20 protein-coding genes and 2 tRNA genes are annotated in these 19,973 nt (G+C 41.7%); 9 read left to right on the top strand and 13 right to left on the bottom strand.

Going from position 1 to position 19,973, the window contains the following annotated elements:
• Nucleotides 1–330: 330 nt before the first annotated feature.
• The 7 genes from ACXYMT_RS14560 to ACXYMT_RS14530 form a co-directional block, all read right to left on the bottom strand.
• Nucleotides 331–822, bottom strand: coding sequence for a DUF192 domain-containing protein (locus ACXYMT_RS14560; RefSeq protein WP_459059825.1), 492 nt, complete (start codon nt 820–822; stop codon nt 331–333).
• On the bottom strand, nt 819–1,643 hold the full coding sequence (lgt, locus tag ACXYMT_RS14555; RefSeq protein ID WP_324720630.1) for a prolipoprotein diacylglyceryl transferase: 825 nt from the start codon (nt 1,641–1,643) through the stop codon (nt 819–821). Before lgt ends, ACXYMT_RS14560 begins: the two co-directional genes overlap by 4 nt.
• 52 nt (nt 1,644–1,695) lie before the next feature.
• Nucleotides 1,696–1,938: a membrane protein insertion efficiency factor YidD gene (yidD, locus tag ACXYMT_RS14550; protein WP_459059824.1), complete on the bottom strand. Its 243-nt coding sequence runs from the start codon at nt 1,936–1,938 to the stop codon at nt 1,696–1,698.
• A gap of 10 nt (nt 1,939–1,948) precedes the next feature.
• A complete protein-coding gene (gene cysS / locus ACXYMT_RS14545) occupies nt 1,949–3,436 on the bottom strand; it encodes a cysteine--tRNA ligase (RefSeq protein ID WP_459059823.1) in 1,488 nt (495 codons plus the stop codon).
• A gap of 15 nt (nt 3,437–3,451) precedes the next feature.
• Complete coding sequence (gene folE / locus ACXYMT_RS14540) at nt 3,452–4,129, bottom strand: GTP cyclohydrolase I FolE (RefSeq protein WP_459059822.1); 678 nt, start codon at nt 4,127–4,129, stop codon at nt 3,452–3,454.
• A gap of 160 nt (nt 4,130–4,289) precedes the next feature.
• On the bottom strand, nt 4,290–5,801 hold the full coding sequence (locus ACXYMT_RS14535) for an OmpP1/FadL family transporter (RefSeq protein ID WP_459059821.1): 1,512 nt from the start codon (nt 5,799–5,801) through the stop codon (nt 4,290–4,292).
• A 21-nt stretch (nt 5,802–5,822) separates the two neighbouring features.
• Nucleotides 5,823–6,893, bottom strand: a complete 1,071-nt coding sequence (locus ACXYMT_RS14530; RefSeq protein ID WP_459059820.1) for a hypothetical protein — start codon at nt 6,891–6,893, stop codon at nt 5,823–5,825.
• Nucleotides 6,894–6,991: 98 nt separating this feature from the next.
• Between ACXYMT_RS14530 and proS the strand changes: the two genes are divergently transcribed.
• The 4 genes from proS to rpsT all read left to right on the top strand — a co-directional run bounded on the left by proS (nt 6,992) and on the right by rpsT (nt 9,013).
• A complete protein-coding gene (gene proS, locus ACXYMT_RS14525) occupies nt 6,992–8,470 on the top strand; it encodes a proline--tRNA ligase (RefSeq protein ID WP_459059819.1) in 1,479 nt (492 codons plus the stop codon).
• A 76-nt stretch (nt 8,471–8,546) separates the two neighbouring features.
• Nucleotides 8,547–8,618 (top strand) — tRNA-Glu (locus tag ACXYMT_RS14520).
• Between the two features lie 44 nt (nt 8,619–8,662).
• Nucleotides 8,663–8,734: transfer RNA gene (locus ACXYMT_RS14515), tRNA-Glu, on the top strand.
• A gap of 30 nt (nt 8,735–8,764) precedes the next feature.
• Nucleotides 8,765–9,013: a 30S ribosomal protein S20 gene (rpsT, locus tag ACXYMT_RS14510; RefSeq protein ID WP_459059818.1), complete on the top strand. Its 249-nt coding sequence runs from the start codon at nt 8,765–8,767 to the stop codon at nt 9,011–9,013.
• 208 nt (nt 9,014–9,221) lie between these two features.
• On the opposite strand, the gene ACXYMT_RS14505 is transcribed toward rpsT, so the two are convergent.
• The 3 genes from ACXYMT_RS14505 to rho form a co-directional block, all read right to left on the bottom strand.
• The gene (locus ACXYMT_RS14505) at nt 9,222–10,175 is read right to left on the bottom strand and encodes an ISAon1 family transposase (RefSeq protein ID WP_459059928.1); all 954 of its coding nucleotides are present in this window, start codon (nt 10,173–10,175) and stop codon (nt 9,222–9,224) included.
• A 19-nt stretch (nt 10,176–10,194) separates the two neighbouring features.
• Nucleotides 10,195–10,551, bottom strand: a complete 357-nt coding sequence (locus tag ACXYMT_RS14500) for an ISAon1 family transposase N-terminal region protein (protein ID WP_459059817.1) — start codon at nt 10,549–10,551, stop codon at nt 10,195–10,197.
• A 282-nt stretch (nt 10,552–10,833) separates the two neighbouring features.
• Entirely contained in the window at nt 10,834–12,603 is a 1,770-nt protein-coding gene (rho, locus tag ACXYMT_RS14495; protein WP_459059816.1) for a transcription termination factor Rho, read from the bottom strand.
• A gap of 192 nt (nt 12,604–12,795) precedes the next feature.
• On the opposite strand from rho, the gene ACXYMT_RS14490 reads away from it, so the two are divergent.
• The gene (locus tag ACXYMT_RS14490; RefSeq protein WP_459059815.1) at nt 12,796–13,206 is read left to right on the top strand and encodes a DUF4293 domain-containing protein; all 411 of its coding nucleotides are present in this window, start codon (nt 12,796–12,798) and stop codon (nt 13,204–13,206) included.
• Between the two features lie 216 nt (nt 13,207–13,422).
• Here the strand turns inward: ACXYMT_RS14490 and ACXYMT_RS14485 are convergent, their stop codons facing one another.
• Nucleotides 13,423–13,917: a metallophosphoesterase family protein gene (locus tag ACXYMT_RS14485; RefSeq protein WP_459059814.1), complete on the bottom strand. Its 495-nt coding sequence runs from the start codon at nt 13,915–13,917 to the stop codon at nt 13,423–13,425.
• Between the two features lie 106 nt (nt 13,918–14,023).
• Between ACXYMT_RS14485 and truA the strand changes: the two genes are divergently transcribed.
• Together truA and ACXYMT_RS14475 are read left to right on the top strand one after the other, a co-directional pair.
• Nucleotides 14,024–14,764 carry a tRNA pseudouridine(38-40) synthase TruA gene (truA, locus tag ACXYMT_RS14480; RefSeq protein ID WP_459059813.1) on the top strand — a complete coding sequence of 247 codons (741 nt, stop codon included), beginning with the start codon at nt 14,024–14,026 and terminating at the stop codon, nt 14,762–14,764.
• On the top strand, nt 14,764–16,530 hold the full coding sequence (locus tag ACXYMT_RS14475; RefSeq protein WP_459059812.1) for an ABC transporter ATP-binding protein: 1,767 nt from the start codon (nt 14,764–14,766) through the stop codon (nt 16,528–16,530). The genes truA and ACXYMT_RS14475 overlap by 1 nt, the downstream gene beginning before the upstream one ends.
• A 33-nt stretch (nt 16,531–16,563) precedes the next feature.
• On the opposite strand, the gene ACXYMT_RS14470 is transcribed toward ACXYMT_RS14475, so the two are convergent.
• The gene (locus ACXYMT_RS14470; RefSeq protein ID WP_459059811.1) at nt 16,564–17,337 is read right to left on the bottom strand and encodes a diadenylate cyclase; all 774 of its coding nucleotides are present in this window, start codon (nt 17,335–17,337) and stop codon (nt 16,564–16,566) included.
• A gap of 37 nt (nt 17,338–17,374) precedes the next feature.
• On the bottom strand, nt 17,375–18,199 hold the full coding sequence (gene folP, locus ACXYMT_RS14465; RefSeq protein ID WP_459059810.1) for a dihydropteroate synthase: 825 nt from the start codon (nt 18,197–18,199) through the stop codon (nt 17,375–17,377).
• 86 nt (nt 18,200–18,285) lie between these two features.
• On the opposite strand from folP, the gene ACXYMT_RS14460 reads away from it, so the two are divergent.
• Together ACXYMT_RS14460 and ACXYMT_RS14455 are read left to right on the top strand one after the other, a co-directional pair.
• The gene (locus ACXYMT_RS14460) at nt 18,286–18,843 is read left to right on the top strand and encodes a DUF1599 domain-containing protein (protein ID WP_459059809.1); all 558 of its coding nucleotides are present in this window, start codon (nt 18,286–18,288) and stop codon (nt 18,841–18,843) included.
• Nucleotides 18,844–18,853: 10 nt separating this feature from the next.
• Entirely contained in the window at nt 18,854–19,948 is a 1,095-nt protein-coding gene (locus tag ACXYMT_RS14455; RefSeq protein WP_459059808.1) for a BT_3928 family protein, read from the top strand.
• Nucleotides 19,949–19,973: the final 25 nt, after the last annotated feature.

The raw sequence follows: 19,973 nt of genomic DNA, 5'->3' as shown, positions 1-19,973 counted from the left end.
TTCACATATAGCCTTCCGGAAACGGGAGGCTTTTTTTTGCCCTTTTTGGAGCAGGTAGTACATTGAAGTTAGAGGTGGTAGAGTAGCATTTTTTTCTAAAGTTAGAACGATGGTTAAAAGCTTCCTTTTAAACTTTTGAGCCAGCTCCAGGTTTGCTGTTGTTTAGCAATTGAGAAGAAAAGGACCAGGAAGGGTTTTTCCTGGTATCAGGAATACATTTTCGTGTTCCTGGTTAAGTATTTGAAGAGAGGGTTAGGTTTTGGGAAGCTATCTCAAAAAGAAAAGCCTCAAAAAGAGGCTTGAAAAATGGCATTTTCGGAAGGTTATATTTTAATTTCTCTTCAGGATTAAGCTGTCACCAACTTGCAGCCCCCATTCATCTGAAAGGCCGGCGTTTACTTCCAGTACATACTGTGCCGGAACTTCAGAAGGAATTGTTTCGAGACTCTGTGGCTTTGCATTTTTAGCAATACTCACAATTTTATTTTCAGCATCAAGGAAGATTAGATCAAGTGGAATATTGGTGTTCTTCATATAGAAACCCCGTGGCTCCTCATTATCGAAGATGAACAGCATACCCTGGTCCTGTTCCATTCTTTCCCTGTACATCAATCCCGTTTCCCGCTGGTAATCATCATCGGCGATCTCCAGTTGCAGGAATTGAATGGTGTCACCACCAGATTTTGTGAGATAAGCTTCTGCTTCTTTGGTGAAAGAAATAGGTTCAGAAATGTCCTGCTTTTGAGCTTCAGGCTTGTCTTTACAGCCCGCTGCAAGAATACCGACTACCAGAAGGCCCAAAAATGCGTTTTTTCGGATCATTTTACACGGGTTTTAGTTGAAGGCCTATACATAAAGTAAAAGCCGGCAAGGATGAAAGGAATACTCAACCATTGACCGGTATTTAGTACCCAATTCACTCTTTCACCCACCTGTGGTTCCTTCACAAATTCGACAAAGAACCTAACAGACCAAAGTAGGACAAGAAATAGTCCAAAAATATAACCCAGCTTTTCTCTTTTTAAGGTTTTCCAGTAGGTGTACCAAAGAATAAAAAAGACTACAAGATAACATGCGGCTTCATAGAGTTGAGCCGGATGCCTTGCGAAATCTTCACCCAGTTTAGTGAAAACTACACCAAAATCGCTGTTAGTGGGTTTTCCTATGATCTCAGAATTCATGAAATTCCCAATACGAACGAAGATCCCACCGCAGGCTACAGGTATAACTATCCTGTCCAGGATCCATAGCACAGGTTTGTGCAGCACGTTGCGGCAATAAAGGTACATTGCTGTAATAATTCCTATTGCTGCTCCATGACTGGCCAGGCCTCTAAAGCCTGTGAACTCGAATTCCGGTTCAAAACGTACCGGCAAGAAAATTTCCAGTAAATGGTTCTGGAAGTAATCCCAGTCGTAGAAGATGACATGTCCAAGCCTTGCACCTATAAGTGTAGCAAGAACTGTATAGATGAAGAGAGAATCCAGTTTTTCAAGGGAAACACCTTCTCTTTCATAGATGCTCTTCATGAGATACCAACCTATGGTAAAGGCGATAACAAACATTAAACTATAGTAGTGAATAACGAAAAATCCCAGATCAATTCCTTCGGAAGGATTCCAGTAGATCTTATTGAAAAGCATGATGTGTTTTTACTGTTGGGAGGTAAAGATACATATTCGGCAACTTTTCGACTTATTTTTCCTGCTGAAGTTTCTCCGGAACAGGGTCATATCCTTTTCCTCCCCATGGGTTGCAGCTGGCAATGCGTTTAAGAGAGAGCCATCCGCCTTTCAAAGCCCCGTGCTTATGAAGTGCTTCAACGGTGTATTGAGAACAGGTGGGAGTGTATCGACAAGTGGCCGGAGTGAAGGGAGAGATGAAACGCTGGTAAAATCTCACAAGTCCAATAAGCGGATATGTTGACCACTTTTTCACCTCATAGCTTTTATTCAATGCTAAAACTAGTACCCTCTTTGCCGTCTTTCAGTTGAATTCCTAACTCAATAAGCTCATCCCTGATCTTATCACTTGTTGAAAAATCCTTGTTTGCCCGTGCCTCAGCCCTAAGCTTTATTAGTAACTCCACTGTTCCTGATAGTTTATTTCCAAAGTCATTATCTGCAGCTTCAGTTGTATCTACAAGTCCCAGAACTTCAAAAATGAAGTCGCTCATAGTCTTTTTAAGAAGCTCAAGGTCTTCAGCATTGATCTCAGCCTTGCCATCTTTTATGATGTTGATCTGTTTTACCGCTTCAAAAAGCTGAGCAATCAGGATTGGACTATTGAAGTCATCATTCATAGCATCATAGCATTTCTGCCTCCAATCAGCTACATTAAAATCCGATCTATCTGAAGTTTCAAGACTGTTAAGGGTGTGGAAGGCATCCATAAGCCTCTGGAAGCCTTTTTCACTTGCCATAAAAGCTTCATTGGAAAAATCAAGGATGCTCCGGTAATTGGCCTGTAACATGAAGAATCGAGCTATAGTAGGAGCAAAGCCTTTTTCGAGATTGGGATTGTCGCCCGTAAAGATCTCATTTGGGAGAATGTTATTGCCTGTACTCTTAGCCATCTTCTTGCCATTAAGGGTAAGCATATTGGCGTGCATCCAGTAATTGACCGGAGTCTTCCCGGTGGCCGCTTCTCCCTGTGCGATCTCGCACTCGTGATGAGGGAATTTAAGATCCATTCCGCCGCCGTGGATATCAAATTCTTCACCTAAATATTTAGAGCTCATCACTGTACATTCCAGATGCCAACCGGGAAAACCGTCACTCCATGGGGAAGGCCAGCGCATGATATGCTGAGGCTCTGCTTTCTTCCAAAGGGCGAAATCCTGAGGATTCTTTTTGTCACTCTGGGCAGCCAGTTCCCTGGTATTAGGGATCATGTCTTCCAGTTTTCTTCCGCTTAACTTCCCATAATCATGGGATTCATTGAATTTGAGAACATCAAAATATACGGAACCATTGGCTTCATAAGCATAACCTTTCTCCATGATCTCTTTGATGATCTCAATCTGCTCTACAATGTGGCCTGTTGCAGTAGGTTCAATGCTTGGAGGTAAATTGTTGAACTTTTGGAGGATATTGTGAAAATCAACGGTATAGCGCTGAACGACCTCCATTGGTTCTATTTGTTCTAAACGTGCTTTTTTGGCGATCCTGTCTTCACCTGAATCTGCATCGTTTTCCAGGTGTCCGGCATCAGTAATATTCCGTACATATCGCACTTTGTAACCCAGATGCTTTAGATATCTAAAGACCAGATCGAAGGAGATAAAGGTGCGGCAATTACCAAGGTGAACATTGCTATACACAGTTGGACCGCAAACGTACATGCCAACTGCACCTTCGTTGATGGGCTTAAATACTTCTTTTTCTCCCGATATTGAATTGTAGATCTTTAATTCCTGCTGCTGGTAGAGTGCCATAAATTATAAACCTGTTTAAAATTCGGTTTCCAGATTGATGTAGTCCAAAAAGTCCCTTCTTGCTTCGGGATCTTTGAACCTTCCGCCGTATTCACTGGTTACTGTGCTGCTTTCAATATCGCGAATTCCGCGGCTGTTCACACAAAGGTGCTTGGCATCAATAACACAAGCCACATCTTCTGTCCCCAACACCTCCTGAAGTTCCTTCACGATCTGCATGGTAAGTCTCTCCTGGACCTGTGGGCGCTTTGCGTAATAATCTACGATTCGGTTCATTTTCGATAGACCTACTACAGTACCATTAGAAATATAACCTACGTGAGCTTTACCCACGATAGGAAGCAGGTGATGTTCGCAGGTAGAGTAGAGGGTTATGTTTTTTTCTACGAGCATTTCGCCGTACTTATATTTGTTCTGAAAGGTTGAAGCTTTCGGTTTCACCTGTGGGTGAAGTCCACCAAAGATCTCTTTCACAAACATTTTGGCCACTCTTTTTGGAGTACCTTTAAGGCTGTCGTCTGTTAGATCCAAACCAAGGGTATCCATTATGTTCCTTACATTTTCCTGGATGCGGTCGATCTTTTCTTCGTCACTTATATCAAATGCGTCCTTACGCATAGGCGTGTCTGTATTGGGGCTCACAAAAGCATCTCCCATTTCATCAATAGCCTCGTCAATATGGTCTTTTTTCATAATATTTATAAAGTACGGTCTAAACACTCAGTAATTAAGCTTGCAAAGATACATATTTAAACCCTTTTCTGGTAATCTGAGGAAGCAAGTTGCATCACCCCAATGGCCCGAAAAAGAAAAACAGCCCGAAGGCTGTTTTAGTAATAAGAATTTCTAAAAACTATAAGTTGAAACTAAGCGACAGAGAGTAATTGGAATTTTCTCTGTTAATATCTAACCTGTCGGTCAATCCCACCTGGTACATCTGTGGATTGTTTTCTCTTGAAGACCTGTCATACGCAAAATCGATTCTTACGTTCCCAAAGTTGTAACCAAGTCCGGCTGAATATCCTTCGAGGTCACCTACCGTAATTCCATTGCTGTAAGGACTTTCTTCAAAACGGTATCCACCTCTTAAGCTCCAGTTTTCTATTCTATATTCTCCTCCAATTCTAAATGTTGAAGCTCCCTGTAGAGCATTAGAAATTAGATCGTTCTGTGCCACAAAAGCCGGGTCATCTGTCGGCTTAAATTTGGTAGTTCCATGATCTCTATAAGTGTAATCAAAACTAATAAGCGCGGCAGAGCCAAAGAGGTAGGCAAGACTTCCCGTGTAACTTGCCGGAGTTTGCAGCTTGTAATCAGGATATACATTAACAACATTGGGATTTACAACTGCAAGATCTGATTCGATATACTGAGTGGTTTCTTCAGAGATCGTATACCATGTGGGTGACTCGTAAGAAACTCCGGCGCGTAGATTCTGTCCCACTTTTGCTATAGCTCCTAATTGTAAACTAAATCCACTTCCTAGAGTATTTAGTCGATCTTCAAAGTATACATATTCCGCCGGTGCATCCAGGTTTCCTTCATCTATTGCAGTCATTCTTTCATAATTGATGAAGTGCGTATTCAAGTTAAGGCCGAGGTAAAGGAAATCCTGATATTGAGAGGCGAAATTGAATGAAAACTTACCATTAAGACCTGTCGCGGCATAAGCATATCTTTGGTTGTAGGTCCCCGGAGACAGTATACTGCTATATGTGTCCAGATCATAATAAGAAGGGTCAGATTCAGGAATATTATCCGGGTTGTTTACTCCAATCACTCCTCCCTGTAAACCGAGAAACGCCTGTTGAGCCCCAAAACCAAGATTCTCACCTAAATAAGAATAGAGGTCTCCATCTGTCTCACCTTGCAAAGGGACAAGATAATCTAGCGCTATACCATTAGCGTAAGCGAGGAAGTACTGATCAATTGAACGCATGTTATTTCCCACTGCCAGGAAATCATCCTCAAAACTTGCTGTTTTGTTGTAGTTAAAACCAAGGGAAAATTTTCTCCAGTTTGCTTCCTGGTCATTGTTATTAAAGACAAAAACAGCACCGGCCTGTCCCAGATCAGTGTGAGAGTTAGAGTTGGTGTTGTACCCATTCATGAAACTCACTTCGTTATCGCTGTTTTCTACATTGAGAGTGAGGGTGGAAAAGCTGTTAAGAAAAACCGCTGAACCTGCAGGGTTCACATTTAAAGAGGAAAGATCACCTCCCAACGCACCAAAGGCTCCGCTCATTGCTCTATAACGAGCTGTTCCATTAAGGTCTGTATTGGAATACCTTACGGCATCTGTAATATTTTGAGCCTCCACAGTCATAGAAACTATGGCTGTGAAGGCAAAAATTAATTTTTTCATTTATAAAGCTTTAGATAAGGACTAATTTCCACCTCTTCCACGGCTTGATCTGCTGGAACTCGAAGATGAGCCTGTTGCGCCAGATGAAGATCTTGTTTGTGTTGAAGATCTATACGAGCTGTTATTACTTCTTGAAGATCGGCTTGATCTCACTGCCGGTCTGGAATTCTCATATGATCTACCTCTTACCGCAGGTGCAGATCTGCGCTGAGTAGAACTTCTATAAGCGTCATTGCTTCTTGTTGAAGTTGATCTTACGCGAGTGGAACGGGTTTGATAAGTTCTGCTATCATTTACACGTTTTCCTGCTGCGCGTACATTTCGGGTATTGGAATATCCCTGGATCCTGGAGACTCGGCTGTCTGCGTTGACCTGCCTGTTCCTGTAATCATTGGAATAGCTGTCTCTACGCCCTGCATTGTAAGCAACATCTCTGCGGTTGTAGAAAGGATAATTGTGATAATAACCCCCATACGGGAAATACGGCGAATACCTGTGGCCATAGCCATAGTAGCCACCCCAGCCGAATCCCCAGCCAGTATTCCATCTCCACGAGTGGTAGGCAAAAGGGTGCCCATAATAATATGGGTTTCGAAAACCATAACCGTAATATCCAGGCCCCCAAAAAGGATCGTAGAACCCTCCATAGTAGGAGAATGGATGGCCATACCCATAACCATAATAGAATGGGTGATATCCGATATTATTGTTGTAGACATTGATCGCTATCTCATCTGGATCTGTTCCCCAGGCAGCACGTCCCGGCTCATATTCCAGGCCTTCGGCCCCAAACATGTTTTCATCATAATGGCCCGAAGAATAACTCTCGACATCTGTGAAGATGGCTCCGCTCTCCGGTACTGCTTCAAATTCAGAAGCTTTTTGACCAAAGAGATTTTTGTAATATAATGCGTCTTCATAAGATTCCTCATAATCATTAGCAGTATAAGCCTCGCCTTGATTAGAGGAACTATAGATTCCATCATTATCATATCCGGCATACTGATAAGAACTACAGGAAGCTAATAAAAACAGAGAACTCACTGCAAAGAGCAGGCTCCTCACGTTTAAAAGCTTGTAGTTTGATTTCATGGCGTCGAATTTATTATTGAACAAAGATAAAAATAGTTAGTTTTGCGCTAACATTTATTATTATAACGAGGTACAAGATTTGTGCCAAAAGACAGGAGATGGCAAAGAACCTAACTACCCGAAAAGAAGATTACTCAAAATGGTATAACGAATTAGTTGTCAAGGCGGACCTGGCTGAAAATTCTGCCGTAAGAGGATGTATGGTGATCAAGCCGTATGGTTATGCGATTTGGGAAAAAATGCAGGCGCAACTCGACAAGATGTTCAAGGAAACAGGGCACCAAAATGCTTATTTTCCATTATTTGTTCCTAAAAGCCTGTTCGAAGCTGAAGAAAAGAATGCTGAAGGATTTGCTAAGGAATGTGCTATAGTTACGCATTACCGACTTAAGAACGATCCTGATAATGCCGGAAAATTAATAGTCGACCCCGATGCAAAGCTGGAAGAGGAGCTAGTGGTAAGACCAACTTCTGAAGCTATTATCTGGAATACCTACAAGGGTTGGATTCAATCTTACCGCGACCTGCCTATCCTGGTGAACCAGTGGGCAAATGTTGTGCGTTGGGAAATGCGTACCCGTCTTTTTCTACGTACTGCGGAATTTCTCTGGCAGGAAGGACATACAGCTCATGCTACAAAAGCTGAAGCTCTTGCCGAAACAGAACAAATGAATAACATCTATGCCGAATTTGCTGAGAGTTTCATGGCGATGCCGGTAATCAAGGGTAGAAAAACTGAAAGCGAACGCTTTGCCGGAGCCGAAGAGACTTATTGTATTGAAGCCTTGATGCAGGATGGAAAGGCGCTTCAGGCCGGGACATCACATTTTCTGGGTCAAAATTTTGCCAAAGCTTTTGATGTGAAGTTTGCTACAAAAGAGGGAGGTCTTGATCATGTATGGGCCACGTCCTGGGGAGTTTCAACCAGGCTGATGGGAGCACTGATTATGACCCACAGTGACGATAACGGTCTCGTGCTTCCTCCAAATCTTGCGCCAATCCAGGTGGTAATAGTGCCAATTTACAAAGGAGAGGAGCAATTGGACCAAATTAGTGAAGTGGCAAATAAACTGGCGTCAGATCTCCGGGCACAGGGAATTTCAGTTAAGTATGACAATCGAGATACGCAAAAGCCGGGCTGGAAGTTTGCTCAATATGAATTACAGGGCGTGCCGGTTAGAATTGCTATTGGTCCAAAAGACCTTGAAAAAGGTTCTGTAGAACTTGCCAGAAGAGATACCTTGAGCAAAGAATTTGTTCAGCAGGATGAGGTGGTAGGAAAAGTGAAAGAGCTTATGACCGAGATACAGGAGAACCTGTATAAAAAGGCAAAGGATTTCCGTAATGAGCATATTACGGAGGTTGAGAGCTTTGAAGAATTTAAAAAAGTACTTAAAGAAAAAGGTGGATTTATTTCTGCTCATTGGGATGGTACTGCCGAGACAGAAAATAAGATCAAAGAAGTTACCAAAGCCACTATACGGCTGATTCCGTTTAATGCAGAAAATGAGGAAGGAGCCTGTGTTTACACGGGTAAACCATCTGTGGGGAGAGTGTTGTTTGCTAAGGCCTATTAAAATTTCAAAAAAATTTCCTCAACATTTGCGGCATTGAAAAATAGTTGTATTTTTGCATCCGCATTTGAAAATAAATGGTCCGTTCGTCTAGGGGTTAGGACGCCAGGTTTTCATCCTGGTAACAGGGGTTCGATTCCCCTACGGACTACGAAAGGTTTGCAAGTCGTGTAAACCATCTTTGAAATAACAATTGGTCCGTTCGTCTAGGGGTTAGGACGCCAGGTTTTCATCCTGGTAACAGGGGTTCGATTCCCCTACGGACTACTGAGAAAGAATTAATTTAATAAGAGTGTAATGGCAAATCATAAGTCATCGTTAAAGAGAATCCGTAGCAACGAGACAAAACGTCTTAGAAACCGCTACCAGCATAAAACTACAAGGAATGCCATCAAGAAGTTGCGTGATGCAGGAAAAGAGGAGGCGCAATCATTATATCCTACTGTAGCTTCTATGATCGACAAATTAGCGAAGAAAAACATTATTCACGATAATAAAGCTGCTAACCTTAAGTCAAGTCTGGCTAAGCACGTTGCTGCACTTTAATTAGAATAGTAGTGTTCAATTTATAGAGGAATGCCTCTCGTGAAAGCGAGAGGCATTTTTTCGTTTTACTATTTCATCCTCCTCCCGTCGTATCCTTCGCTTCCTTGTTTTCTTCTTATATTTTTGTACAATTTTTCTTCTCATAGGGAAGGGATTCCGCCGCAGGTGGGCAGTGAGGTTAATTTGGATCAAGAACAAAAGTTGTGGATTAGCTAAATATTGTAGTTAATCTATAAAGAAAGAACTCTACGTTTTTTACGCCTCTAAACTGACTTCTAAAAGCTTTTATTTTGGCATTAAAGGATTCTGCTGAGGCGTTTGTGCTTCTATTTCTAAAGTAGTTTAAGATTGATCTGTAGTTTAGACTTATTGTCGTGGCGACGGTATTAAATGATTTAAAACCGGATTCTTCTACTTCTTTGTACCAATGAGCTAATCTTGTATACCCTGCTTCAATGGTTGACGTCTGGTTAAATACATTTCTAAGGCTATTGACTAGGTCATAAGCTTTAGCAATGTCGGGATATTCATTGAACAGTATTTTAGCTCTTTTAGATTGACTTTGTGTCCATTTGGAGGGAGCTTTGTATAGCAGATATCTACTTCTGGCTAATAATTGTTTCTTGGTATCTCCATTGGTAAAAGTCTCTGGAGTATAACTTTGACCTTTTATTTTTTTCTTCTGTATCTGGTCGTTTTCATAGTCTATTGCTTCCCATCGATGTTTGATCCGGACGTTCTGTAAAGCTTCAATGGCCAGCTTCTGAACGTGGAACCGATCTGTGACTTGTATTGCTTTTGGAAAACACTTCTGCACGATAAGCTTCATTGAATGCGCCATATCTAAGGTGATCTCCTTTACTTTATTGCGTTGAGAGGAGGGGATTTTTAGTAGTTGCTCAATGATAGATTCTGCTTTAGTACCGGCAATAATAGCTACTAATGCTCCTTTTTTTCCTTTAGCCTTCTTATTGGTGATGATCGTGTAGAGCTCTCCTTTGGATAGAGCAGTCTCATCGATAGGGAGGTAAGGCCCCATATTCTCAGGAAAGATGAGCCACTTTCTGGCGTGCTTCTTTTCTTTCCAATGTTTGAAGTCGCTTAAAAAATCCTTGTATTGCCGCTGTAACTTCTTCCCATTGACACTGTAGAAACTTCCAATGGTATGGCAGTCTGAAGCCTTAGTATCGACTAATTTCTTTTAAAAAAGCAGCGAACTCGTTGGTCATACGGGTTCCCTGTGCTACCAGATTCCAGTCCCTTTGCACTACCTGCCCGGTATCCTTATCCAGCCATCGACGCCGTTTTACACGAAGATAAACAGTGTTTCCCCGGAGCGGAAAGTCTTGAATGGTAATTTCTTTGTGAAAACCTTTAGACACCAAGATCTTGGAGGAATGTTCTTGAGGAGGTATATTACGCTCTTCAAAATAAAGATGAAGTACTTCTTTTTCTTTTCTACTCTTTACTAAATCAAAATTCTCCACAAGGAATTGTGGTAATACAAGCTTAATCAGATCCAGATAATTATTATCCACCTACAGTAATTTTTCTGCAAATATCCAGCTTTACTTCATTTCCTCCACAACATTTAGGAATGATCCGTTAATTTTTCCAGCCACCCTATAGAATACATAACAGTATGTTTATTGAGGAGAGGAGTCTGCAGGACAGGGTGGTGCTCGTTCCTTCAATTGATATCAGTAGGCGGTCGGTAAAAGTCCGCTATAGCCAACTTCTGCTGTGGCACCATTAAGACACAAAAAAATCCGGAGCATCGAAAGATGTCCGGATTTTGTCATTTTTGAAAGGTCTGTTCTTTATCCGTTCATGGAGATAAGAAACTCCTCATTATTTTTTGTTTGTTTGATCCTGTCGTTGATGAATTCCATTGCTTCTACAGGATTCATATCGGCAAGATACTTACGCATCACCCACATTCTTTGAAGTGTGTTCTCGTCAAGAAGAATGTCATCTCTACGCGTACTGGAAGAAGTAAGGTCGATAGCAGGGAAAATCCTCCTGTTGGCGATCTTTCTGTCCAGTTGTAGTTCCATGTTACCGGTACCTTTGAATTCTTCAAAGATCACCTCATCCATTTTTGAACCGGTTTCAGTTAATGCAGTAGCAATGATCGAAAGAGATCCTCCACCTTCAATATTCCTGGCTGCTCCAAAGAACCTTTTTGGCTTGTGAAGAGCGTTGGCATCCACACCACCCGAAAGTACTTTTCCGCTGGCAGGTTGTACTGTGTTATATGCCCTAGCCAAACGAGTAATAGAATCGAGTAGGATCACAACGTCATGTCCACATTCTACCATTCTTTTTGCTTTTTCAAGAACGATATTCGCTACCCGTACATGCTCATGAGCTTCCTTGTCAAAGGTTGAAGCAATAACTTCCCCTTTTACATTTCGCTGCATGTCTGTCACCTCCTCAGGGCGTTCGTCAATAAGGAGAATGATCTGGTAAACTTCAGGGTGATTTGCTGCAATTGCATTGGCAATATCCTTAAGAAGCATTGTTTTTCCCGTTTTTGGCTGGGAAACGATCATCCCTCTTTGTCCCTTTCCAATTGGGGAGAACATGTCAATTACCCTTGTAGAAACGGTGCTTTGTCTCTCGGCGATATTAAATTTTTCCTGTGGGAAAAGTGGAGTAAGGTGTTCAAAAGAAACTCTGTCTCTTACCACTTGTGGATCAAGACCATTGATCTTATTGATCTTTATAAGCGGGAAATATTTTTCTCCTTCTTTTGGCGGTCTCACCTGTCCTAGAACGGTATCACCTGTTTTTAATCCAAACAGGCGTATCTGTGACTGGGAAACGTAAATGTCATCGGGAGAAGAAAGGTACATATAATCTGAAGATCTCAGGAATCCGTAACCATCCTGCATGATATCAAGAACACCCTCGCTTTCGATAATTGCATCAAATTCGTAGTCAGGTTCTTTGTAACGGTTGCGGTTATCCCGATTTCCGGAATCCCGGTTGCCGCTATCACGATTTCCGCTGTCCCTGTTGCTGTCGCGGTTTCCATTGTTATCGCGGTTTCCGCTGTCGCGGTTGCTGTTGTCGCGGTTTCCGCTATCGCGGTTACTCTGGTTTCGATTGTCCCGGGAATCCTTTTGGCGGTTATCTCTCCTGTTGTCTTTCTGCTGATTACGGGAGCCGGAATCTTTAGAAGACTGTTGTCTTCCTGAATCTTCCTTTTTACCTTTGGACTCAGCTTTATTGTCGGAAGAGCTTTTGGTTTCCTGAGGTTTCTCTTTTTGGTCACCTGAAGCTTCGGCTTTTGGGCCCGATTGCTGGTGCTTTTCTCCTGCAGATTTAGGAGTAGTAGATTTTTCTTTTCTCGGACGTGTTTTGCGCTGCTTTTTATCGGAATTCTGATCTTCCTGCGGCTGCGGTTTCACCTCTTCATCTGTCAAAGCCTCCTGAACCTTCTTAGGGTTGGCGGCTTGGTAGTCAAGAATTTGGTATACCAGGTCAAGCTTTTTTTGCGTGCGGTACTTTGGAACCCGAAGCGTTTTGGCTATTTCCTGAAGTTCAGGCAGCTTTTTAGCCTTTAATTCTGAAATTTCAAACATGAATGTTCTTAAATAAAATTGGTCTTTGGTTTAATTAACCTTCTCGAGGAAGAATCGAAAAAATTTTAGGAGTCTAAGTAACCTTTATTGAATTGGTTACGAATTGATACTGCAATTATACAATATTATTTTCAGATTATAAATATGGTTTCTAAAAAGAATCTTTTATTTTTGTGCCTCTATTGAAGATTAATGCTACAACGAGTACAGACAGTTTACCTTTTGATCGCGGCTCTTTTTAGTGCCGGTTTTGTTTTTATATTCAAGCTGTGGGAAGGTCAAAGCGGGAATCCGGTATTCATTGAAGATGTATTTTCAGCCTTAGGCTTGACTCTGCTATCTGCATTAATTTCTTTAGTTACGATCTTTTTGTTTAAGAATAGAAAGCTTCAGTTCGTGCTGGGGCGTATCAATATCTTATTAAACTTAATTTTACTAGGATTATTTGTCTATTGGTCCCTAACTGTATCTGGAGAAACCTCGGTTTCAGAGAAAGGTATTGGGATGCTGACTCCTGTATTTTCTATCGTTTTTTTAGTGCTGGCCAATAAGGCCATAAAAAAGGATGAAGATCTTGTAAAATCTGTGGACCGGTTGCGATAAACCTTTTATCTTAGTAGTATTAGTGCGTAAAAACCCGGAGTGAAAGCTCCGGGTTTTTTAGTTCAAGGTTTAAAGTTCAAAGTTTAAGGATCAAGAAATATCAGGTGCCAAAAATGGTATTTTTGGAAGGTATTTCTGAAGCAGTTTTTTCCGAGAACTATTAACCAATAACTATTAACTACTGATCACCGACCACTGAGAATTGACCACTCAAAACTACCTTTTCCCCAGTTCAATTACCTCCAGGTTTTTTATTTCCTTGCCATCAATAACAAATCGAAGCATAGTGCGCATTTGGTGGAAGCCTTGTTTACCTGCAGCCCCGGGGTTCATATGTAATAGTCCAAGTTTCTTGTCATTCATTACCTTCAGGATGTGGGAATGTCCGCTAATAAAGATCTTCGGTGGATTCTGTTTTATTTCATCTTTTACAGCAGGAGAGTAGCGACCGGGATAACCACCAATATGTGTGATCCATACATCCACCTCTTCACACATGAACCTGTTGTTAAGGGGAAACTCTTTGCGTACCTCTCCGCCATCTATGTTCCCAAAAACGGCTTTTAGAGGCTTTATTTTTTTAAGTGCATCGCTTACTGCAATAGTTCCAATATCACCTGCATGCCAAACTTCATCTGCTTCCCCGGCATAAGTAAGAATGCGGTCGTCTATGTATCCATGGGTGTCACTAAGCAGTAAGATCTTTTTCATTGAGAATAATTATTACAGGATTAAAAATCTAAAGACTGTGGAGAATGAGCGGTTGCCTTTAATGGCTTATCTTTGTCTCTTTAATTTGCTAAAGTAAAAATTTAGATTGAGATATTTTTTGGAGCTGGAATACTTCGGAAAAGCCTATCATGGCTGGCAGCGACAGCCTACGGCAATTTCGGTGCAGGAAGTTGTGGAGAATTCTTTGAGAACCTTGCTTCAGGAGGAAGTTGAAATAGTTGGAGCCGGAAGGACAGATGCCGGAGTCCATGCACGGCAGATATTTGCCCATTTTGATTCTGAAGCCGACTTTTCTAAAGAATTTACCTTCAGGCTTAATTCCCTCTTGCCAAAAGATATAGCTGTGAAGCGCTTAAGGCTGGTGAAGCCTGAAGCTCATGCAAGATTTGACGCTATATGCCGTTCCTATGAATATTGGATAACAACCAGAAAAAATGTTTTTGTAACAGATTCAGCACACCTTGTACATAAAGCTCTGGATGTTGAAAAGATGAATGAGGCGGCACAAATCTTACGGGAATATGAAAATTTTAAATGCTTCTCCAGATCGCGGACAGACGTGCACACCTATAATTGCAGAATCGACAGGGCGGAGTGGGTGCAGGAAAATGAGATGTTAGTCTTCCATATCACTGCAGATCGTTTTCTGCGCAATATGGTTAGAGCTATAGTGGGTACTTTGCTGGATGTTGGCCAGTCAAAACTGGAGGTGAAGGAGATGCACCGTATTATAAAAAGTGAAAACAGGAGCGAGGCAGGAGCATCGGTTCCTGCTCACGGACTTTATTTAACAGGGATTAAATATCCCGAAAGTATTTTTGATTAATGGCAGCATCGGGAAACGCATTTGATTTTACTCTGTTTAAGCGATTGCTTGGTTACGCTCATGCGTACAGATGGGCTTTCTATTTTGTAGCTATTGCCGCTATTCTCCTGTCGTTCCTGGGAGTAATGCGTCCTTATTTACTGCAGCTTACTATAGACAATTCTATAGTTCCACAAGATAACGATCAGTTATTTTTCTTTATAAGTTTAATGGTAGGTGTTCTCTTGCTGGAGGTGATTTTTCAGTTCTGCTTCATCTACTTTGCAAACTGGCTGGGGCAGGAGGTGATACGGGACCTTCGGGTGAATCTCTTTAAACATATGCTGCAATTCAAGATGAAATATTTTGATAATTCGGCAGTTGGACGTCTGGTCACCAGGGCTGTGAGCGATATTGAAACTATTGCCAGTATCTTTAGTGAGGGCTTGTTTGTGATCATCAGTGATCTGTTAAAAATGCTGGTTATCCTTGCCTTCATGTTCTACCAGAGTTGGCAGCTAACCTTACTAGTTCTGGTAGTGTTGCCTTTCATCCTTTATGCGACAAGAGTATTTCAGAAAAAAATGAAGCTGGCATTTGAAGAGGTGCGTACACAGGTTGCTAATCTCAACACCTTTGTCCAGGAGAGAATTACCGGAATGAAGATCGTACAGCTGTTCACGCGGGAAGAGAAGGAATATGAAAACTTCAAGCATATTAACGATAAACACCGTAAAGGCTGGGTGAAAACCGTGTGGTATAATTCCATCTTCTTTCCTATTGCCGAAATGGCCACTTCCATTACCATAGGTTTGATCGTTTGGTACGGAGGTTTAAGAGTGGTTGCCGGAAGTGAGGCGATCACTCTGGGGGTAATCGTTGCCTTTGTGGAGTTGAGCCAGATGTTGTTCAGGCCTTTGCGGCAAATTGCCGATAAATTTAATACCCTCCAAATGGGTATGGTCGCTGCAAACAGGGTTTTCGGGATTCTGGACACTGAGGCCTCCATTGCCGATAACGGAAAAGTAGAAGTAGATCATCTTAAGGGAGAAATCGAATTTGAAAATGTGAGGTTTAGTTATGTGGGAGATGAAGAAGTACTTAAAGGTGTTTCTTTTAGAGCGGAACCCGGTGAGACTGTGGCGATCGTGGGAGCTACCGGTGCAGGGAAATCAACAATTATTAATTTACTGAACCGTTCTTATGAAATTTCAAGTGGCCGCATACTTATTGATAGTATTGATGTTAAAGATATGACGCTCAAAAGCCTGAGAGGGGAAATTGCAATTGTGCTTCAGGATGTATTTTTGTTTGCAGATACGATCTTTAATAACATTACCCTTAATGATCCAAAGATCACCAAAGATCAAGTGGTAAAGGCGGCAAAGGAAATAGGTGTTGACAAATTCATTGCCAGCCTGCCCGGAGGTTATGACTACAACGTGAAGGAACGTGGGGTTATGCTCTCATCGGGACAGCGTCAATTAATTGCATTTTTGAGGGCTTATGTAAGTAACCCAAGTATATTAGTTCTGGATGAAGCTACTTCTTCTGTGGATTCATACAGTGAGCAGCTCATACAGGATGCCACTTTAAAAATCACTCAGGGCCGTACCTCCATAGTTATTGCCCACAGGCTTGCAACCGTGAAAAAAGCCGACAAGATCCTGGTAATGGATGCTGGTAAGATCGTAGAGCTGGGAACTCATTCAGAATTGCTGAAGAAGGAAAACGGATACTATAAGAACTTGTATGAGGTGCAGTTCATGCAGGAAGAATCAGCTTAGATCAACCCTGATTTGTCTACTTTAAGAAAGGATTTAAACAAGATCTGATTTCAATTTTTTAATAAGGTCATCTCTGTCCTGGAACATTACAAATTCCCCGTCTTTTATATAAGAGATCTGTCCTGTTTCCTCACTTACCACAAGTGCAACAGCATCGGTTTTTTCGGTAATTCCTACCGCAGCACGGTGTCGGAGTCCGAAACGAAGAGGGATGGTTCGGTCATTTGAGACGGGAAGAATGACTCTTGTTGCTGTAATGTAATTATCTTCAATAATGAGTGCCCCATCGTGCAGTATGCTGTTCTTGTAAAAGATTGATTCGATTATTGGTTGGTTTACCAGGATCTTCATTGGGTCCCCGCTTTGCTTTACAAAATCAAGGCTCGTGTTTCGCTGGATCACTATAAGAGCTCCGGTATTTGTTCTACCCATGTTTTCACAGGCTTTCACTACTGCCTCGATATCATTAGGAGTTTCAAGATCGTCTTTAATGATCTTTAAGGTCTGGAGAAAACGCCTTCTTCTGGCAAAATTAGTAGACCCGATCATTAGGAGGAATTTTCGGATTTCCTGTTGAAAAACCACAATCAAGGCGAACATCCCCACCCCAATGAATTCTCCAAGTACGCTGCTAAGCATTTCCATGCGTAGCAGCTGGGTGAGCTTCCACACAAAATAAATGATCACTATCCCAATGAAGATATTGACGGCGACGGTTCCTTTTACCAGTCTATAGATGTAATAGAGCAGGGCCGCAATAAAAATGATGTCAACAATATCTAGAATGCGTAGGTCCAGGAACTCCAAAGTAGGTTGCTTTTTGGTAAATGTAAAAAATTATGAGCTAGTTTGGGAGACGCTGCAGCAATTTCACGCATTCCACTGCCTCTTTTACGTCGTGTACTCTCAAAATATTGGTGCCATTCATTAATGCTACTGTGTTCAAAGCTGTGGTGCCGTTCAAGGCATTATCAGGTGTTGTATTAAAGGTTTTATAAATAAGAGATTTTCTCGAAAGCCCTGAAAGAATGGGAAGGTCGAGGTTTTTAAAGAGCTGTAATTTAGAGAGCAGCTCGAAGTTCTGCTCAATATTTTTTGAGAAGCCAAAGCCCGGGTCAATAATGAGATCGTTTATTCCATAGTCTCTGGCACGGTCTATTTTTTCAGAGAAATAAAATAGTATGTCCTGTACAAGATTATTATAACTATTGAGGTCTTTCATAGTTTGAGGATTACCTCTCATGTGCATCATGATATACGGCACCTGCATTTGAGCTACAGTTTCCATCATCTTCTCGTCAAGATTTCCTGCGGAGATATCATTGACCATAGCTGCACCTGCTTCCACACATTGCCTGGCAACTTTACTTCGGAAGGTATCTATGGAAAGGATTACATCTGGAAATCTCTCAGCCAGTTCCTCCACTACCGGAAGTATTCGCTTTAGTTCCTCTTCTTCCGAAATGTCATCGGCGCCGGGCCTGCTGCTGTAGGAACCAACATCAATAAAATCAGCTCCCTCTGCCAACATTTTCTCTGCCTGATGCATATGGTCTTCCCGGCGCTTCCTGCGGCCGCCATCGTAGAAGGAATCGGGGGTAAGGTTGAGGACTCCCATTACTTTTGGAACAGAAAGATCTATAAGTTGGCCTTTGCAGTTGATATACATCCCGAAAAATGTTGTTTTTTGGTTGGAAAAATTAACTTTGACAAAAAGAATAAAATCAGCGAAATTTACGCAAATTAACCATTTCTATGAAGGATACTTCTGCCCAATATGATGCTGTGATTACCGAATGTCGCGGCCTTTTCATGAAAAAAATGAAAGATTACGGCTGTGCATGGCGAATATTGAGGTTGCCCTCTCTTACAGATCAGATCTTCATTAAGGCGCAGCGTATAAGAGGGCTTCAGGAGAATGAAGTAAGAAAAGTTGATGAAGGCGAGGTGCCCGAATTTATTGGGATCATAAATTATTCGGTCATGGCTTTGATCCAATTGGAAAAAGGTATTGCTATACAGCCTGACCTTACTTCAGCAGAAGTGGAGGAGCTATATGATCGCACCGTTGCCCGAACAAAGCAACTCATGGAAAATAAGAATCACGACTATGGAGAGGCCTGGCGTGAAATGAGGGTGAGTTCCCTAACAGATCTTATTCTTCAAAAGGTGCTGCGAATAAAACAGATCGAAGATAATAAAGGCAAAACATTGGTAAGTGAAGGAATTGAGGCGAACTATGAAGATATGATCAACTATGCTGTTTTTGCCCTTATTCATATTCATGAAGAGAGCGAATTGAGTAAATCTTAAATAATCATACATGAAAATTCTGGTAGGTATTGCCCGATGGGTTGTGGGTCTGTTATTCATTTTTTCAGGGTTTGTGAAGCTGAATGACCCAATTGGTTTTTCCTTTAAGCTTGAGGAATATTTTAGCCCTTCAGTACTCGACCTGGAATTTTTGGCTCCTTTTGCACTTATAATTGCGATCCTTCTGGTCGTTTTCGAACTGGTGCTGGGAATAATGCTGCTTATTGGCTATCTCCCGAAGTTTACAACCTGGGCATTGTTGCTTATGATTATCTTCTTTACATTTCTCACATTTTACTCCGCATACTTCAACAAGGTTACCGATTGTGGTTGTTTTGGGGATGCAATTCCCTTAACTCCCTGGCAGTCTTTCTATAAGGATGTTATTCTGTTGGTCCTCATTCTAATTCTCTTCTTTAAAAGGGAATATATTACACCTTATTTTGCAAAAGCCTCTCACCGCTGGATCGTCTTTTTAAGTTTCATGCTGTGTTTTGTATTCGCTTATTATGTTCTAATGCACCTGCCGGTCTTTGATTTTAGGGCCTATAAGGAAGGAACCAACATCGAGCAGGCAATGAAGGTACCACCGGGAGCGCCCGAAGCAGTTTATGATTACAATTGGAAATTCCGTGTCAATGGAGAGGAGAAGGTCTACACTACCAGTGGAGCTTATCCCGCAGTTGAAGGGGAATTTATTGAAGTAGATACAGAACTTGTGCAAAAAGGATATGAGCCACCCATTCATGATTTTTCAATAGAAAAAAACGGCGAAAACCATATTTCCGAAATTCTTGCTGAAGATAAGCTGCTTATGATCATTGCTTACAGCCTTGGTCGTAGTGAAGCTGATGGAATGCAAAAACTGGAAGAGGTGATTGAAAGGGCTCGCAGTAACGGCTATAGAGTTATTGGGCTGTCTGCTTCAGGTGAAGAACTTAAGGAGCAAATGAACCAGAAGTATGATCTTGATCTGGAATGGTATTTTAGTGATGAAACCGCCCTTAAAACAATAGTCCGAAGCAATCCTGGTCTTGTAAGACTTCAGGAGGGAACTATTCTGCAGAAACGGCACTGGAATGATGCCGCCGAGCTTCAATTTTAAGAGGCTCCAAAAATGCCATTTTTGG

The organism is Salinimicrobium sp. CAU 1759, from assembly GCF_054482715.1.
The sequence above is the reverse complement of the archived record's forward strand: the minus strand, read 5'-3'. Positions and strand labels throughout refer to the sequence as shown.

Bases quoted from the DNA above. Each gene is read 5' to 3' on its own strand.
- ACXYMT_RS14460 (WP_459059809.1), top strand. From the start codon at position 18,286: ATGAAGGATACTTCTGCCCAATATGATGCTGTGATTACCGAATGTCGC.
- ACXYMT_RS14535 (WP_459059821.1), bottom strand. From the start codon at position 5,801: ATGAAAAAATTAATTTTTGCCTTCACAGCCATAGTTTCTATGACTGTG.
- ACXYMT_RS14475 (WP_459059812.1), top strand. From the start codon at position 14,764: ATGGCAGCATCGGGAAACGCATTTGATTTTACTCTGTTTAAGCGATTG.
- ACXYMT_RS14455 (WP_459059808.1), top strand. From the start codon at position 18,854: ATGAAAATTCTGGTAGGTATTGCCCGATGGGTTGTGGGTCTGTTATTC.
- rho (WP_459059816.1), bottom strand. From the start codon at position 12,603: ATGTTTGAAATTTCAGAATTAAAGGCTAAAAAGCTGCCTGAACTTCAG.
- cysS (WP_459059823.1), bottom strand. From the start codon at position 3,436: ATGGCACTCTACCAGCAGCAGGAATTAAAGATCTACAATTCAATATCG.
- lgt (WP_324720630.1), bottom strand. From the start codon at position 1,643: ATGCTTTTCAATAAGATCTACTGGAATCCTTCCGAAGGAATTGATCTG.
- folP (WP_459059810.1), bottom strand. From the start codon at position 18,199: ATGTATATCAACTGCAAAGGCCAACTTATAGATCTTTCTGTTCCAAAA.
- ACXYMT_RS14490 (WP_459059815.1), top strand. From the start codon at position 12,796: ATGCTACAACGAGTACAGACAGTTTACCTTTTGATCGCGGCTCTTTTT.
- folE (WP_459059822.1), bottom strand. From the start codon at position 4,129: ATGAAAAAAGACCATATTGACGAGGCTATTGATGAAATGGGAGATGCT.
- rpsT (WP_459059818.1), top strand. From the start codon at position 8,765: ATGGCAAATCATAAGTCATCGTTAAAGAGAATCCGTAGCAACGAGACA.
- ACXYMT_RS14485 (WP_459059814.1), bottom strand. From the start codon at position 13,917: ATGAAAAAGATCTTACTGCTTAGTGACACCCATGGATACATAGACGAC.
- ACXYMT_RS14530 (WP_459059820.1), bottom strand. From the start codon at position 6,893: ATGAAATCAAACTACAAGCTTTTAAACGTGAGGAGCCTGCTCTTTGCA.
- ACXYMT_RS14560 (WP_459059825.1), bottom strand. From the start codon at position 822: ATGATCCGAAAAAACGCATTTTTGGGCCTTCTGGTAGTCGGTATTCTT.
- proS (WP_459059819.1), top strand. From the start codon at position 6,992: ATGGCAAAGAACCTAACTACCCGAAAAGAAGATTACTCAAAATGGTAT.